We start from the raw sequence: 16,543 nt of genomic DNA, 5'->3' as shown, positions 1-16,543 counted from the left end.
TGGGTCCGCTTTGGCTGCAAAAGGCGGCCATTCAGCAAAAGGAAGGCTTTTCCGCCTTTCTCACCCATCAGCCAACTGACTCATTTTGCTGTTTGCTGTCAGTCAACTCACGGCCCCGCGTTCGAGGCGGGAGACGGACGCGTTTATATAGAAGCATATCTGTCAAGGACCGACTCTAGCGGTCAGTTGCGTCCATCCCGCCGGCGCAACAACAGCCCGACTTCTCGATCCGAACCGCCGTCCGACACATGCACGAAGACATGATTGGCACATCCGCAAGGGCCATCGCAGGCGCAAGCCTTCTTTGCACATCGGCCAATTCCTCCACCTCGCACCGCCGCTGCAGACATTCCGCCAGACCATGCAGCGCCCAGACGTTATCCGGGTGCCGCGCACACCGTTGAATTCGACCGCTCAAGCCCAAATCGTCGCGACAGACCGCCTCCGCCTCGCCGTAATGGCCCTGTTCGGCCAGCAGAGCTGCAAGCGCATGCCTCGGCGGATGCATCCACGCCCAGGGCTCGATGTATTCCAGGTTATCGTCTCTATCGACGGCTTCCCGCAGACGGGCGTAGCCAACTTCGTGATTGCCTTTGTGGTATTCGAGTTCGCCATCGAGCATCTTCTCGCCCACCGCCAATATGCTCTGGGCGCTGTTATTGAAGACTTTTCGGTCCGGCGGGATACGTCTCAAACTGTCGTGAAACAGCTTTCGTTCGCGGTCGGCGGCGTCGAAACGCTTGAGTGAGGCGTGAGCGATGCCTTTGGCATAATGGTGCATCGCTGTCGAAACCAGATACAGCTCAGGGTCGTCCGGCAATGGCGTGTCGATGATTTCCTGCCAGCGTCCGAAACGCACCAACACGTGCCCGCTCATCGAATAGTAGCCTTCGAGACTCGTCGAGAATTTGGGCCGGCCCTTCACGCCGAGAACCTCTTTCGTCAGCATGCCGCGCAGTTTATTCGCCGCTGCGATCGAGTCCCCGAATCTGCCCATGAACATGCTGGCGTGCATCATCAACAGGAGATCGTGCGCGCAAGCCGTGGTGTATGGAGTGAGGGCACCGGCGTAAGCGAGATATTTGTCGTTTGCTGCTATCGCCTTTTCGCTGGCGATCTGCGCCTTCCGGTACTGCCCGCACAGGACATAAACATGCCCCGGCATATGGTTCATGTGGCCAGCGTCCGGACACATCGTGGCGAGTGCGACCGCCGAGGTCTCCGCGCGTTCCGGCTCATTCGACATTTCAAGAATATGGATATGCAGATGGAACAGCGCCGGATGCTTGTTCTTCCCTTGTCGTTCGGCCGCGTCGATTGCGCGCTCGCAGACTTCGAGGGCTTCGATCACGTCGGAATTTCTTGCCGCCAATCCGGTTTTGACATTCCACAAGCGTCTCGGCGTCCGCATGATCAGGGCTTCAACAAAAAGCACCACCACATCGTGATCGTCCCGATGCTGGTGATAGACTCTGCGCAACTCCGCGGCGTAGTCGTCGTCCCAACGATCAAACTCTTCCGGCGGAACCGAATGTGGCCTCTGAACGCGGCAGGCCAGCGACTCGACCAGCCAATTTTCGAGCACCGTCGCCCGGTGTGTCAGGGCGCGCGCTATCTGGATATGTTCGTAGGCGATGCCGGTCGCGGCATTGGCTTCTTCCTCGCTGTGGTCACGCCACGTCATGTTGTAAAAAGGCCCGCAACCATAGGCGATACCCCAATGAGCCATGACGCATTCGCGATCGAATTCGAGGGCCTTTCGAAAGCATTTGACGCCCTCTGACTTGTTGAAGGCAAAGCACCAGTTTAAGCCCAGGTTGAACCAGCGTTGCGCTTCCGGCGAGCCTGTCGAAATAATTCTGGTATGGCTGCCAAGGTTGAAACGATCCATCTGTCTAACTCCAGCATCGCGCGTACCGATGACGCCACCGCGTAAGCACGCAAGACATCCATCGACCCGTCAGCTCTTGACGGGACGGCCTCGCAGATCCCGATCTTCTCCCCAGCGTCGAACGGTGGCCACATCGATCTCGAACAAGTCCAGCACCCGACCCACGGTGTGTTCTACCATCTCTTCGATCGATTCCGGCTTCGCATAGAATGCGGGAACCGGGGGCGCAATGCTGGCGCCCAGTTCGGACAGTGCCGCCACGTTCCTGAGATGGCCGCCATTAGCGCAATAGCACATCCGATCGTGTTCCACCCAGCGGCGATCGGCACGTGGATTTGCTAGATTTCGCTCGGCGCCTGACCTGGCGGTGACTTCCAGCGCAGAAACCGTCGCTCCAGGCGCCCCGCCAGATAATTGGCGGCGACAACGAAGGTCAGCAGGATGACGATACCCGCAAAAACTCCGGCGGGGTCGTAGTTCGCCGACGCCTGGTTGATGAACAAGCCGAGTCCCTTCATCGACGAAGTGAATTCTCCGACGATCACGCCGATGACGGCATATGGGATTGCCATACGCATGCCCAGCAGAACATAGGGCGACGTTGCCGGCAGATACACGTGATACGTCAACTGCCGCTGATTGGCGCCCATCACCAACGTCAGATTGACAAGCTCGCGGTCAACCGAGCGCACACCGGAGTACACGTTGTAGAAAACGAGGAAGAACACCATGATGGCGGCAATCGCCACCTTCGACCAGATTCCGATCCCGAACCAGATGATGAAGAGCGGCGCGAGGGCAATTTTGGGGATGCCATAAAACGCCATCACATAGGGTTCGAAAATTTTCGCAAGGCGCGGTGAGCGACCCAAACCGTAACCGGCAATAATACCGGAGCTGACACCGATGATATAGCTGAGCACCAACTCCTGCCCGGTCGTCAAAAGATGCGGATAGATTTCCCCGGAACTAAAGAGTTCATACAGCCTATACGCGACGTCGGTTGGCTTGCTGATGTAGATTTTCTTGATGAGGTGGCCGGACGCCCACTGCCAAAATGCCAAGAGGACGATGCCGGGCAACAGTGCCGTAACTCCACGCTCAATTGCTTTGACCCATGACCGGCGCTTAGGCGCTACGCGGTCGACACTCCTCTCCGCGCCGTCCATCGTTGCGGGCTCATCCATCGCTTCTGCCTTCAATGCTGGTGCCCTCGCATTTCGACCTGCGATTTGAAAACCGACCAGACGGCGTCATATGCCTCATCGAAATCGGGATTGCGGAACGCCTCAAACACGTTTCTGGGTCTCGGTATGTTGATGGCGACGTTGGCCAGAACCCGGGCCGGCCGGTTGCTCATGATCACCACATTGTCGGCCAGCAGCACGGCCTCCGCAATATCGTGAGTGATGAACAGCACCGTGGCTCTCGCGTTCTGCGACAGCGATTGAAGATCGCTTTGCATGACCATTCGCGTCTGGGCGTCCAGCGCGCCAAACGGCTCGTCCATCAGAATGACGTCCGGGCCGTACACGAGGGTGCGGGCAATGGATGCCCGCTTCTGCATTCCGCCCGAAAGTTGACTTGGGTAATAGTTTTCAAATCCCGTTAGGCCGACCGCTTCGAGAACCCTTGCGACGCGATCCCTGCGCTCGAACAGCGATACTCCGCGCAGCACCAACGGCAGCTCCACGTTTTCCACCAGCGTCTTCCACGGAAACAGTTGGGCCTGCTGGGGAACGAAGCCGACCTCCGTGTTGATACCCAGAACGGGCTTTTCCCGGTGGCTAACCCGGCCGTGGGTTGGAATCAACAGCCCCGCCGCCATCTGCAAAAGGGTACTCTTGCCGCAACCACTCGGCCCGATCACTGCAACGAACTTGCCCGCGTCGACATCGAACGAAATTCCATCAAGGACCTTGACCGGAGACGACTTTCCGGGAGCAGGAAACTCCTGCCGGATATTATCGAATTTGAGGACTGTGCGAGCCATGGAATCGCCGCCGGCCTAGAGCCTTCCCAGGACCAGTTTCCGCGCCTTCTCCCGCACGGCATCCGGGAATGTGTGCCGTGCCGCGTAAGGCCGCTTCTTGCAAGTCGCGTCGATCATCAGCTTCGCCGTTGCGCCGTCGCGATTGGAGGGATCCAGAATGGCTCCCATCCCGTTGCGGATCACATCCATGTCGGTGTCGGCCTGGAAACGCGTGCACACCGCCCACATCACCTGCTCTTCGTCGAAAACGTTCACGTCAGCATCGACCACAACCACGAGTTTCAGGCTCAGGTTATCACCGAACGCCGCGGCGGCAATATTGCTGGGCTCGCCGGGTGCCGGGTCCTTGACCGAGACGTAGGCATGAAGAAGACACGTGCCCGACTTCGGATAGTGAACCGCGGTGACGCCGGGGTATTGCACACGCAGCGACTTAAGCTGGCGAGCTTCCTGAGAGATTCCGAGCAGCAGCGTGTGTTCGTCCGAAATCCCGGGAGCGACCGTATGATAGAACGCGTCTTTCCGATGGAGAATGCCCGTGACTTCCACGGCATTGCGCGTCGAGCGCTCCGAGGCATAGCCCGTGAATTCGCCGAATGGACCTTCGTCCTCGTCAGCGTCGAGTATCAATTTTCCTTCGATCGCGATCTCGGCATGCGCGGGTATCTCGATCGGACCGGTGACACCGTTCACAATCTCCAGCGGTTGCCCCAGGAAGCCTCCCGCCACTTCATATTCGTCGGTGCTGATAGGTCCCTTCCAAAGACCGGAACCGATTGCGATCAGGGGATGACACCCGGCCACGATCACAACCGGAAGCTCTTTTAGTCCCATTGCGCTCGCCTTGCGCGCATAATTCCAGAGGTGACGGCGGCTATGAAGGCTGGTTCCAAAGCGGTTCTTGCCGTTGCGCTGCAGCCGGTGAAATGACGCATTCCGGACTCCGGTTTCCGGATCCTTCGCAATGAACATCGCGTTGGTGAGATAGCTTCCGCCGTCCTGAATGAAATGCCGCATGATCGGCAAATAGTTCAGATCGACATCCGCGCCTTTGAGAACCACATCCAGAATCGGCCCCGTCTGCACGAGCTTCGGCGCAACTGGAGTGACGTCGTTGTTGGCCCACCGGTCAATAAGCTTGTCTTCCGTTACGCCGAGAGCCGCAGCGAAGCGGTCCCTCGCACCGAACAAATTCATGATAACAGGAAAGCGTGAGCCCTTCACGTTCTCAAAAATGAGAATGGGGCTGCCGTGCTTTTCATATTCGAAAGTGATGGCGGTCGCGTCGTAGTCGAGATCGACCTCATCCTTGATGTGAACCACCTTGCCGGGATGTTCCGCCTCGAACCTGGAAAGAAAGCTGCGAAGGTCTTGCGGGTTGATGGGCGCTGGCGCCATGGACTTATCTCCAAACGGCAGATGCTACATTTAACTTATTCGTAGGAAGCACTACTTGCGCGGAACCCGGAAGCCAGTCCTGCCTCTTCTTCGGCAGCTTGGCCGGGCTGCGAGACCTTTCTTCGGTCAGCGCAACGTGGGGCGGTCGAACATCACTTTGCCAGGGCCTTCTCGACGAATGCGTTGCTCCAAAGATCGCCCTCCGACGCCTTCGGACTGCTCTCCTTGCCCGCGTCCGCGCCCATTTCTTTTGAAAGAGTCAGAAGATTTTGGATGTTGCCGGCATCGAGCTTTCCGGCCTCCGCAACGCCAGGATTCATCGCCTTCAGGGCGGCAACAATGGCGTCGGGATCCGCTTTCGGGAAAAACTTCGTGGCGATAGCGCTGCCGACCGCATCCGGCTTTGCGATCGATTCTGCGCTGGCCGATTGCACCGCGCGGATCGCTTTCACGACAACGTCCGAGGTTTTAGGATCCACCGGCTTCTTCGCCACGAAGATCAGGTAAGGAATCCGACCCAGCTGCGGAAAATCGTCACTCAACTTGATGAAAGCGGTCCCCACTCGCGATTTCTCTGCCAGATAAGGCTCGGGCGGTGAAAGAATAAACGCATCGATAGCCTTATTCTCCAGCGCCAGACGATGAGCGGGTGGACCGCCCACTTGCACGATGGTGACGTCCGTTTTGGGATTGAGCCCGCCCTTGAAGGCCAACCAGCGCGCCAGCGACTCCTCGATGCCTCCGACCGAACTCACGCCGATCACCGCCCCCTTGAGCGCGGCGAGTCGCTTTTCGATGGGATCGGCGGCCTTCGCACCGGTTTTCTGCAAGAATGCGGGAGACACCACGAGCTGAAGTGTCACCTTGGACATCAGCGAATAGACAATCTGGAATGGTTGTCCCTTAGCGGCGGCACGCAGCACCGCCTCGGAGCCAACGGCAGCGAGATCGACATCGCCGGCATCGAGTGCAGCGAGCGCGGATGCATCTCCACCCGTGATCGACACGGCCGGCGTCAGGCCCTGCGCTTCAAACGAACCAAGCGCACGAGCAGCCCAGATCGGAAAGAAACTCATGCCCGAGATGGCTTGTCCGATCCGAACGGTCTGCTGAGCTTGCGCGGCCCCTGTCACGAAAAGAGCGAACATGCCGAGTGCGGCGGCAAAGATATTCTTGCGACAGTTATGCATCCTCGGGTCCCTCGCAGCAGTATTAGAGTGGGGCGAAGCCAAATTCTCCCGGCAGATCATTCGCCTGATTAAATGTCTATACATAATACATGGCGCCTAAATCGAGTCAAGGCGACCAAGGTAGCACCGCCGACTACCGCGACGAGTATCTGCTCAACAAGGATGATTTCGGTTCTTGGGAAGATCAACCTCAGCCTGCTCACTCCGTGAGCATCTGCTGACCTAATGAATGCAATCCGGCCCATCGCGTCACTTGAGTTTCAACAATGAGTCATTACGGCCATCCGTTCTGGGAATTGTCTTTGCAACTTTACGCGCGGCACCGCGTCGCAGAGGCGAGCCTTGCTCGCCGCAAGATCGTTTCGACGCCGACGTCAACATGCTGTTCTTCGTGCTCTGGGCCGCCGAAAACTACCGCGCATTAAACGTCGCCGATATCCGCGAGCTCATCGCTCTGCCGCGCAGGCGATCCAGACGCAGTTCTTCGCCTAAGCAGTTTCCTTCGGCGCTCACCGCGGCATCGCCCAACTGCGGCATTACCGGCGAAATCTGGACGTGCAAGCGTTTCAACTTCGGCAGGGCTTCGACCCCGCCGCGCCGCGGAACGCTCTTTGGATCAACGCTTTATCGAACAGGCCGCCAAGAAAAAGGCGGCCTGCCCGAAGTTCTGGCCGCAGATTCTTCAGCCGGTTGGCGTGAACCGCGCGATCAGATCGTAGAGATGGCCGGGATGCGTGATCCGAACCGCCGTAATCGGTTCGCCGCTGCGCCACGTCTGCCGCTCGATCACCAGACACGCAGCGCCCTCGTCGATCCTAAGGTCAGATGCGAGTTGCTTGTCGGCATTGCACGCGGTGATGCGATGCTCGGCCTCCGTCCATGGCACATGACTCACCAGCCACGTGTTCGGCGGTGTCGCTGAAAAATCTTCACGCAACGCATCCGGCACCGCATCAAGATTGATCAGGCGATCCTCAATTGCAAATGGCTGACTTTCAGCCTCGTGCAGGCAACGAATGGCCAGCACCTGCGCGCGCGCGCCGACGCCAAGACGAGCCCTATCGCTTGCCGATGCGGGGCGCTTGCGAAGATCGATCAGCCGATACTTGTAGAGTTCGCCACGCTTCTCGACTTCACCCTTGAGATCAGGGATCTGAAGGATCGCGGACTGCACCCGTGGCCGCGATACAAAGCTGCCCGCCTTGCGACGACGCACCACCAGGCCCGCCTCGGCGAGCGCCGAAATGACCTTGTTCACAGTCATCCGCGAACAGGAATAGGTCTCCATCAGTTCATGCTCGAACGGCAACTTGTGCCCGGGCGGCCAGTCGCCCGAGGTGATCTTGGCCTCGATGTCGCCACGGATGACTTGATACAATGCCTTCGGTGTGGCTTTCGGACCCGGCTTGAGTTTCGCGGTCATGTCTGCAGCAACCTCTCAAGCACCCGGCGGAAGCGCTCTTCGACTACCTCCCTGCCACGATGCCGGCCGTCCTGCACTACTTTTCGGCCGCGGGCCCAGACGCAATCGACCAGCGATCGGCCAGCGCCGAAGATCCAGCTGTCGAGGATTGCATCGCCGGATCGGCCGGCCAGGGTGACACTCTCTGCGTCCAAACTGATGAAGTCGGCGAGAGCACCTTCTAATAGCCCGCTACGCTTCACGCCAAGCGCCTGCGCGCCGCCTCGCATCGCGCCGTCGAACAATGCGCGGCCCGTTGAAGTGGCGCCGCCCGACGCCATCACGTTACGCGCCCTCAGCGCGAGACGTTGTGAATATTCGAGCTGCCGCAATTCGTCGCTGACGCCGATCAGGACATTGGAATCAGAGCCGACACCGAACACGCCGCCGCGCTTTATGAATTCGGGTGCGTTGAAGGTGCCGTCACCGAGATTCGCCTCCGTCACCGGGCATAGTCCGGCCGCCGCGCCGCTCTCGGCAATGGAGCGGATTTCGGCAACGGTCGCATGCGTGGCATGGACGAGGCACCAGTTGCGGTCAACGGCGGCGTGGCCGAACAGCCATTCCAGCGGCCGCTGGCCGCTCCAGGCGATGCATTCATCGACTTCGCGGGTCTGTTCGGCGATATGAATATGAATGGGGTCTGATCCGGCGAGGCTCACGAGGGCCGAAAGTTCCATCGGCGTAACCGCCCGGAGCGAATGCGGTGCGATACCGGCGATTGCGCCCTCATGCCCCGCCAGAGCGCGCCGGCTCGCCTCATGCAACCGCGCGAACCCGCCGATATCGTTGATGAAGCGCCGTTGCCCACTGTCGGGTGTTCGACCACCAAATCCGGCATGCGCGTAGAAGACCGGTAACAATGTCAGGCCGATGCCGGTGGCCTGCGCCGCCGCGGCGATCCGTTCGGCCAATTCGGCCGGATTGCCATAAGGCGCGCCAGACACATCGTGATGGATGTAATGAAACTCGCCGACTCGGGTAAATCCAGCCTCCAGCATCTCGGCATAAGCCTGCGCCGCCACCGCCTCGATATCCTCAGGGGTCATGCGTCCGACGAAACGGTACATTAGCTCGCGCCAGGTCCAGAAACTGTCTGCGGATGTTCCCTTGATCTCGGCAAGACCCGCCATTCCTCGCTGGAATGCGTGACTGTGGAGATTGCAGATTCCGGGAAGCCCGATCCGGTGACGCTCGTCGCCGGGCTCGGCCCCGGCGCCGCTGGCAATGCTCGCGATCCGGCCGTCGGCAAGCGTAATCCTGACGTCGCGCGCCCAGCCCTGCGACAACAAGGCCTCGTCGAAGAATATTCCGGCCACCCTTCACGCCTCCGAAGTCAGCGAAACGCTGGACAGGTTCGTCGCGAATATGTATAGACAAATGGGCAATTTGCCAAGTACGTTAAACGCCTCTGATGGGCCAAGGGGGTTCATGGCATCGGTCGATCACATCTGGCACGGCTGCCGTCTTGCAACGCTTTCGCCGTCACGCCAAGGTCTCGGTCTGGTCGATGACGGCCTGATCGCCGCCGCCGATGGGCGTATCGTCTATGCAGGCCCCGCCGCGGACGCTCCGCGCTCGCTCGACGCCAAACAACGAACCAATTGCGACGGCCGCTGGATCACACCCGGGCTGGTCGACTGCCATACCCATCTGGTCTATGGCGGCAACCGCGCCCAGGAATTCGAGCAGCGCCTCGCCGGCGCGAGTTACGAGGAGATCGCGCGAGCGGGCGGCGGCATCGTCTCGACGGTGAAGGCGACACGACAGGCGAATACCGAACAATTGATGGACGCCTCGCTGCCACGGCTTGACGCGCTGATCGCAGAAGGCGTGACCACGGTCGAGATCAAATCCGGCTACGGCCTCGAACTCGACACCGAGCGACGACAGCTACAGGCCGCGCGGAAGCTCGGAGCCGAGCGCGCGGTGTCGATCCAGACGACCTTTCTCGGCGCGCATACGGTGCCGCCCGAGATGAAGGGCGACAGCGGCGCCTATATCGACGCGGTCTGCAACGCAATGCTGCCGCAGATCGCCGCCGCGGACCTCGCCGATGCAGTCGACGCCTTCTGCGAAGGCATTGCGTTCTCGCCGGAGGAAACCGCGCAGGTATTTGCGAAAGCGCAAGCGCTCGGCCTGCCCGTTCGCCTGCACGCCGATCAGCTCTCGAACCTGCACGGTGCAGCACTTGCCGCGCGCTTCGGCGCGCTTTCGGCGGATCACCTCGAATATGCCGACGACGACGGCATCGAGGCGATGGCCCGGGCCGGCACCGTTGCCGTGGTGCTGCCGGGCGCGTTCTACTTCATCCGCGAGCAGAAGGCGCCGCCGATTGAATCGATGCGGCGCCACGGCGCACGAATAGCACTCGCCACCGACAGCAATCCCGGCACCTCGCCGCTGACGTCGCTGCTGCTGGCGATGAACATGGGCGCGACGCTCTTTCGCCTTACCGTCGATGAATGCATTGCGGCCGTCACGCGGGAGGCTGCGCGCGCGCTCGGACGCTTCGAGGACATCGGAAGTCTCGAGCGCGGCAAATATTGCGATCTCGCCATTTGGAATATCGAGCGGCCGGCGGAGCTCGTCTACCGCATCGGCTTCAACCCCCTCCACGCTCGTGTCTGGCATGGCGATTCACACGCCGTGGCCGCAGGCCTCCTCTGACCTCTTCTGCAAGGATTTTTTCGACCATGACCCGCATTGACAATGCCCGCGTCATCCGCGCCTCGCGCGGCAACCAGCTTTCGGCCAAATCGTGGCAAACGGAAGCTCCGATGCGCATGCTGATGAACAATCTCGATCCCGATGTCGGGGAGAAGCCGAGCGAGCTCGTCGTCTATGGCGGCATCGGCCGCGCCGCGCGCGACTGGGAAAGTTTTGATCGCATCGTTGCGACCCTGAAACGGCTCGAAGGCGATGAAACCCTGCTGGTGCAGTCGGGCAAGCCGGTCGGGGTGTTTCGCACCCACGCCGACGCGCCGCGCGTGTTGATCGCCAATTCCAATCTGGTGCCGCACTGGGCCAATTGGGAGCACTTCAATCTGCTCGACCGCAAGGGCCTGATGATGTTCGGCCAGATGACGGCGGGCTCCTGGATCTATATCGGCACCCAGGGCATCGTTCAGGGCACTTACGAGACCTTCGTCGAACTTGGCCGCCAGCATTATTGCGGCAACCTCCGGGGCAAATGGATTCTGACCGCGGGACTTGGCGGCATGGGCGGCGCTCAGCCGCTCGCGGCCGTGATGGCGGGCGCATCCTGCCTCGCCGTCGAATGCCAGCCGTCGCGGATCGAAATGCGTCTGCGCACCCGCTATCTCGACCGCCAGGCTGGGAGCCTCGACGAGGCCCTGGCGATCATCGAACAGGCAGGCCGCGACGGCAAGCCGGTGTCGGTCGGCCTGCTCGGCAACGCCGCCGACATTTTCCCTGAACTGGTGCGGCGCGGCGTTCGGCCCGATGCCGTCACCGACCAGACCTCCGCGCACGATCCCGTTAACGGCTATCTGCCGAAGGGCTGGACCACCAACGAGTGGGAATCCCGGCGCGAGACCGACCAGAAGGCGGTCGCGAGCGCCGCGCGGAAATCGATGGCGGAACACGTCCGCGCCATGCTCGATTTTCACAGAATGGGAATTCCGGTCGTCGACTACGGCAACAACATCCGCCAGATGGCCTTCGAGGAAGGCGTCAAGGACGCGTTCGATTTTCCAGGTTTCGTGCCGGCCTATATCCGGCCGCTCTTTTGCCGCGGCATCGGACCGTTCCGGTGGGCGGCCTTGTCCGGCGATCCCGAAGACATCTATCGCACCGACGCCAAGGTCAAGGGGCTGCTGCCGGACAACGCCGCCTTGCATCACTGGCTCGACATGGCGCGCGAACGCATCGCGTTCCAGGGCCTGCCGGCGCGCATCTGCTGGGTCGGTCTTGGCGATCGCCACCGGCTCGGGCTTGCCTTCAACGAGATGGTCGCACGCGGCGAATTGAAAGCGCCGGTCGTAATCGGCCGAGATCATCTGGATTCCGGCTCGGTGGCCTCCCCCAACCGGGAGACCGAAGCGATGAAGGACGGCTCCGACGCGGTGTCCGACTGGCCGCTGCTCAATGCGCTCCTGAATTGCGCCAGCGGCGCCACCTGGGTGTCGCTGCATCATGGCGGCGGCGTCGGCATGGGCTTTTCCCAGCATTCCGGCATGGTGATCGTGTGCGACGGCACGCCGGAGGCCGCTGCCCGCATCGGCCGCGTGCTGTGGAACGATCCAGCCACGGGCGTGATGCGTCACGCCGATGCCGGCTACGACCTCGCGATCGACTGCGCGCGCGCCAACAAGCTCGACCTGCCGAGCCTGCGCTGAGGAAAGACGCGCCGTTGAAGATCATCCGCGCCGGAAGTTGCCGCACCACGCCTTGGAAGAACGGCGGCGGCTCGACGACCGAGATCGTTGCCGAGCCACCTGGCGCCACGCTCGACGACTTCAACTGGCGCATCAGTGTGGCAAGGGTCGCCGCCGATGGCCCCTTCTCCGAATTTGCCGGAATTGACCGGACGCTTGCCGTCATTGACGGGAAAGGCATGATGCTCACCATCGGAGGCAACGCGCCGATCCGCGTCGAACGCGGCTCCGATCCGATCGGCTTCGCCGGCGACATCCCGATATCGGCGCGGCTGACCGCAGGCGAGATCACCGACCTCAACGTGATGACGCGGCGGTCGCGCTTCCGCCATCGGTTGCGGCGCATCGGGCAGTCCGCCTGCTGCGAATTTGGCGGCAACGAAATCGCGGTCGTGCTGTCGCTCAAAGGCAGCACGACGCTGGCCTTGGACCGGGATACTGCGACGCTGAACCACGGCGATGCGGCCATCTTGAGCGGCGCGCGCAAGAATTCTTTCCGGATCGTGTCGATAGGCTCAAGCGATTGCTACCTGGTGCTCCTGCATGAGCATCAGGTGATTTAGCCGGGCGATCAGCCCGGTTGGATATAGCCCGCCGCGCGGGCTTCGGTGTCCCACCGCATGATCAACTCGTAGTCGTCGGTCTTGACCGGAGCGAACGCCTCCAGGCAAAGCCGGTCTCTCAGGTCCGCGCAGGCCGACGCATCGGCAAAGTTCGCCAGCGCGGCCTGCAGCGCCAACACCGTTTCGACGGAACAGTCCGGCGCCGCGACGAGAAATGGAATCGGCGCAGGATCGGTGGTCGCGACGATCCTGATCCGGGCCGCCAGATCCGGCTCGTGATGCAGCATCAAGTCCAGCGCGTAGCTATCGAGCGGGCCGACATCGATATCGCCGGCGAGAAGGGCTTCGATGACCCGGCGCGGCGTGAATAGCGGACCGACGCTCTCGCGGTAAAGGCGCGCCCCGCGCGCGGATTGATACGGCAGCAAATGATGCCGCAGCGCGTTATAGCCGGAATGGGAATCCTCGACCGTATATCCGAGCCGGCCGCCAAACGTGTCTTCAAGCGAATAGAACCTCGAATCCGCGCGCGCCACGAGGCGCGTGGCGTAGACCGGCTTTCCAGGAACAGGCGCTCCCGCGGGAACGGGGGCTGCGACCGGCTGCGGCCTCACCGGTGCAAGCGCATAGGGAAAGCCGCACATGAAGCCGCAGGCCAGATCGGGGCGGGTCCAGAGTTCGGCAAGCGGCAATGGAAACGCATGGTCGATCGCGCGCAAATTGACTTGCGATTCCCGCGCCAGCCAGTCGAACAGCTCTTTCCATGCCGATGCCGCCGCCGGATTGACCGAATACATTCGTGCATTCGCGACGTACGGCATCGGCACTGTTCCTCAGGCAAAGCGCAGACGCTGTCCGATCCCCAGACGCTGGGATTTCTCCAGCATCGCATGGCCAAGCGCGATATCGGACAGCGACAGTCCGCGATGCCAGAACAAATTGGTTTCGTCGTCGCGCTGCCGTCCCGGTTTCAGACCAGCCACGATCTGTCCGAGTTCGGCGTGAAGCGTTTTTTCAGACAGCTTTCCCGCCTCGACATGGGCGCGCAGGCTGCCGAACTTGCCGCCCTTGCACTGGCCCCAGTCGTCGACCACCAGCTTCGCCATGATGTCGGTCAGCGACAGCTCAATCGCGCTCATCGTCCCATAGGGAACCACAAAGGCTCCCTTTTTGATCCAGGAGGTCTTCAGCATCGGCGTCGGCTTGTCGAGCCGTGAAGCCTCGACCACGATATCGGCGCCCTCGACGCAACTCTGCCAGTCTTCGGTGGCGACGACCTTCTTGCCGAGATCGCGGCTCAGCCGCTCCGCAAAGCTGTTGCGGCTCTCTTCGCGCCGGGAGTGAACGCGGATTTCATCGAAATCGAACAGATGATTGAGCAGCCGCACGTTCCAGTAGGCGGTGCCCCGCGCACCGATATGACCAAGGATCTTCGAATTCTTCCGCGCAAGATGTTTGGCGCCGATCGCGGTCACAGCGCCGGTGCGCATGTCGGTGATGCCGCTGGCGTCGAGGATGGCCTTTGGCGCGCCGGTGCGGGGATCGAACAAAGCGAGGATCGCGAGTTCGGAGGGAAAGCCGAGCTTGTAGTTGTCGACGAAGTCGCCGACGATCTTGACGCCCGCAGAATCGATCGGCGGCTTGATGGCGCCGCGGAGCACGTTGAAATGGCCGTTGGCGACCCCGGGTTCGAGATGAACGCGCGGTTCGATTACCGTTTCGCCCCTGCCCTGACTGGCAAGGCTTGCTTCGATGGCCGAGAGGATTTCCTCATCGGTAATCTTGAGTTCGTCGATATCGAGGCGGTTGAGATAGGCGATATAGATCGGCGGCAAGACGGAACCTCCTTAGCAGGGCGACCGCGGCCACCCCGGCGCGCGACCAAAGCCGAAACGCCGCGGGCAAGCCGCGGGCTCAGCCTAATATGTCTATACATTATTAAGGGGCTTGGGAAAGTCAACCAGTCCAGCGAGCCGGACCGGTTGCTTAGGATGCAAGGCCGGGCGGCACCGTCGCGGCGAGCCCCGAGCGCTCGGCCTGCTCGATCGCGATGTCGTAACCGGCATCGGCGTGGCGCAACACGCCGATGCCGGGATCGCCGTCGAGCACACGCTTGAGCCGCTCGGCGGTCGCCGGATTTCCGTCGGCCACGATCGTGACGCCGGCGCTGACGCCGCGTCCGCCGAGGCCATGGATCGCCACGAGGTCGGCACCGGACGAGCAATTCAACAGTGCATTGAGGATAGGCCAGTCCGAGATCGCGTCGGAGCCGTCCTTCATGTTCTCGGTTTCCCGGTGCGGAAGCGCGGCCGAGCCGGAATCGAGATGATCCCGGGTGAAGGCGACCGGCGCGGAAATCCGGCCGCTCGCCACGGCTTCGTTAACCAGCAAGGCCAGACGGCTGCGCTCGCCATAGCCGAGCCAACCGATCCGCGCTGGCAGTCCGGTGAATTTGACATGTTCGCGCGCCTTCCCGATCCAGGACGAGATCGGATGGTTGGACGAGAATGTCTCCAGGATCATCTCGTCGATGGTATAAATGTCCTGCGGGTCGCCCGAAACCGCGATCCAGCGGAACGGTCCGATGCCCTGACAGAACAGCGGGCGGATATAGAGGTCGACAAAAGACCGCATCCGAAATGCGTCTTCCACGCCGGCGGATTTCGCCTCGGCGCGCAGGCTGTTGCCGTATTCGAACACGATCGCGCCACGGTCCATGAACCCCAGCATCGCCCGAAGATGCGTGGCTACGGATTGCCGCGCCAGCGCCATCAGTTTTTGCGGATCGCTGGTCCGCATGGCGCGGGCCTGTTCGAGCGACAATTCCGCCGGCACGTAACCCTTCAGAGGATCGGGAAAGGTCTGGTCGGTGACGATGTCGGGCAGGATGCCGCGTCGGGCCAGTCCAGGCAGCACGACCGCTGAGTTGGCGCAAAGCGCCAGCGCCAGTGGACGCCGCTCGTCGCGGGCGGCCTGCCATCGCGCGATCGCATCGTCGAGATCATCAGTGGTGGCATCGCAATAGCCGGAGGCAATACGGCGGTCGATGCGGGCCTGATCGACCTCGATCACCAGCGTCGATGCTCCGGCGAGCTTTCCGGCCAGCGGCTGCGCGCCGCTCATGCCGCCACAGCCCGACGTGAGGAGCAAGCGGCCGGCCAGGGTGCCGCCGAAATGCTGGCGGGCGATCGCCATGAAGGTCTCGAACGTACCCTGCAGGATGCCCTGGCTGCCGATATATTGCCAGGCCGCCGCCGTCATGCCGGGATAGACGGTGAGACCCATGTCGTCGAGCTGGCGGCGGCTCTCCTCGCCGCTCCATTCGCCCACGAGATTGCCGTTGGCCATGATCACGAGCGGCGTCGTGGACTGGCCCGGAAAGACGCCGATCGGCTTGCCCGACTGCATGATGAAGGTCTGGTCTTCACGCATCGACGCCAGCGTCGCAACAATGCGGTCAAAACTCTTCCAGTCGCGCGCCGCGCGTGCAATCGACATGTAGATCACGAGATTGTCGGGATCCTCGCCGTTCTCGAGATTGTTCTCCAGCAGGCGCAGGATCGCCTCCTGCCGCCAGCCCTTGCAGCGCAAGACGTTGCCGCGCCCTGCCTTAACCTCTTTGCCGCGGCGTACGGGAATGTTCATC

The 16,543-nt window shown here is 61.5% G+C and carries 13 protein-coding genes and 1 pseudogene; 3 read left to right on the top strand and 11 right to left on the bottom strand.

The features are described 5' to 3' along the window. Nucleotides 1-175: 175 nt before the first annotated feature. The 8 genes and pseudogenes from B5527_RS19485 to B5527_RS19450 all read right to left on the bottom strand — a co-directional run bounded on the left by B5527_RS19485 (nucleotide 176) and on the right by B5527_RS19450 (nucleotide 9,253). On the bottom strand, nucleotides 176-1,891 hold the full coding sequence (locus B5527_RS19485; protein WP_079602974.1) for a tetratricopeptide repeat protein: 1,716 nt from the start codon (nucleotides 1,889-1,891) through the stop codon (nucleotides 176-178). Between the two features lie 69 nt (nucleotides 1,892-1,960). After that, nucleotides 1,961-2,167, bottom strand: a pseudogene (locus tag B5527_RS19480) (UbiX family flavin prenyltransferase); the annotation flags it as partial. A 62-nt stretch (nucleotides 2,168-2,229) separates the two neighbouring features. Continuing rightward, nucleotides 2,230-3,093, bottom strand: a complete 864-nt coding sequence (locus B5527_RS19475; RefSeq protein WP_154072377.1) for an ABC transporter permease — start codon at nucleotides 3,091-3,093, stop codon at nucleotides 2,230-2,232. Then, complete coding sequence (locus tag B5527_RS19470) at nucleotides 3,090-3,884, bottom strand: ABC transporter ATP-binding protein (protein ID WP_079602972.1); 795 nt, start codon at nucleotides 3,882-3,884, stop codon at nucleotides 3,090-3,092. Before B5527_RS19470 ends, B5527_RS19475 begins: the two co-directional genes overlap by 4 nt. Nucleotides 3,885-3,899: 15 nt before the next feature. After that, nucleotides 3,900-5,282 carry a UbiD family decarboxylase gene (locus tag B5527_RS19465; protein WP_079602971.1) on the bottom strand — a complete coding sequence of 461 codons (1,383 nt, stop codon included), beginning with the start codon at nucleotides 5,280-5,282 and terminating at the stop codon, nucleotides 3,900-3,902. 152 nt (nucleotides 5,283-5,434) lie between these two features. Beyond that, complete coding sequence (locus tag B5527_RS19460) at nucleotides 5,435-6,532, bottom strand: ABC transporter substrate-binding protein (RefSeq protein ID WP_172842608.1); 1,098 nt, start codon at nucleotides 6,530-6,532, stop codon at nucleotides 5,435-5,437. A 622-nt stretch (nucleotides 6,533-7,154) separates the two neighbouring features. After that, nucleotides 7,155-7,895 (bottom strand): histidine utilization repressor, encoded by a 741-nt coding sequence (gene hutC, locus B5527_RS19455; protein ID WP_079602969.1) that lies wholly within the window; start codon nucleotides 7,893-7,895, stop codon nucleotides 7,155-7,157. Next, a complete protein-coding gene (locus B5527_RS19450) occupies nucleotides 7,892-9,253 on the bottom strand; it encodes a formimidoylglutamate deiminase (protein WP_079602968.1) in 1,362 nt (453 codons plus the stop codon). The genes hutC and B5527_RS19450 overlap by 4 nt, the downstream gene beginning before the upstream one ends. 112 nt (nucleotides 9,254-9,365) lie before the next feature. Here B5527_RS19450 and hutI point away from each other — a divergent pair, with 112 nt between their 5' ends. From hutI to B5527_RS19435, 3 genes are read left to right on the top strand one after another with little or no spacing between them, the layout of a single operon-like run. Beyond that, nucleotides 9,366-10,604, top strand: coding sequence for an imidazolonepropionase (hutI, locus tag B5527_RS19445; RefSeq protein WP_079602967.1), 1,239 nt, complete (start codon nucleotides 9,366-9,368; stop codon nucleotides 10,602-10,604). A gap of 26 nt (nucleotides 10,605-10,630) precedes the next feature. Then, complete coding sequence (gene hutU, locus B5527_RS19440) at nucleotides 10,631-12,295, top strand: urocanate hydratase (protein WP_079602966.1); 1,665 nt, start codon at nucleotides 10,631-10,633, stop codon at nucleotides 12,293-12,295. A 14-nt stretch (nucleotides 12,296-12,309) separates the two neighbouring features. After that, entirely contained in the window at nucleotides 12,310-12,897 is a 588-nt protein-coding gene (locus B5527_RS19435) for a HutD/Ves family protein (RefSeq protein WP_079602965.1), read from the top strand. An 8-nt stretch (nucleotides 12,898-12,905) separates the two neighbouring features. Here B5527_RS19435 and B5527_RS19430 read toward each other — a convergent pair whose 3' ends face one another. The 3 genes from B5527_RS19430 to B5527_RS19420 all read right to left on the bottom strand — a co-directional run bounded on the left by B5527_RS19430 (nucleotide 12,906) and on the right by B5527_RS19420 (nucleotide 16,542). Beyond that, nucleotides 12,906-13,718, bottom strand: coding sequence for a phosphate/phosphite/phosphonate ABC transporter substrate-binding protein (locus B5527_RS19430; RefSeq protein ID WP_079602964.1), 813 nt, complete (start codon nucleotides 13,716-13,718; stop codon nucleotides 12,906-12,908). 12 nt (nucleotides 13,719-13,730) lie between these two features. Beyond that, on the bottom strand, nucleotides 13,731-14,732 hold the full coding sequence (locus B5527_RS19425; RefSeq protein ID WP_079602963.1) for an ornithine cyclodeaminase family protein: 1,002 nt from the start codon (nucleotides 14,730-14,732) through the stop codon (nucleotides 13,731-13,733). A gap of 151 nt (nucleotides 14,733-14,883) precedes the next feature. Beyond that, on the bottom strand, nucleotides 14,884-16,542 hold the full coding sequence (locus B5527_RS19420; RefSeq protein WP_079602962.1) for a urocanate hydratase: 1,659 nt from the start codon (nucleotides 16,540-16,542) through the stop codon (nucleotides 14,884-14,886). Nucleotide 16,543 lies beyond the last annotated feature (1 nt).

Origin of the sequence: Bradyrhizobium erythrophlei (assembly GCF_900129425.1) — a bacterium.
GTDB classification, from domain to species: Bacteria; Pseudomonadota; Alphaproteobacteria; order Rhizobiales; family Xanthobacteraceae; genus Bradyrhizobium; species Bradyrhizobium erythrophlei_C.
Note: the sequence above shows the minus strand (reverse complement) of the source record. Positions and strands in the feature narration are given on the sequence as shown.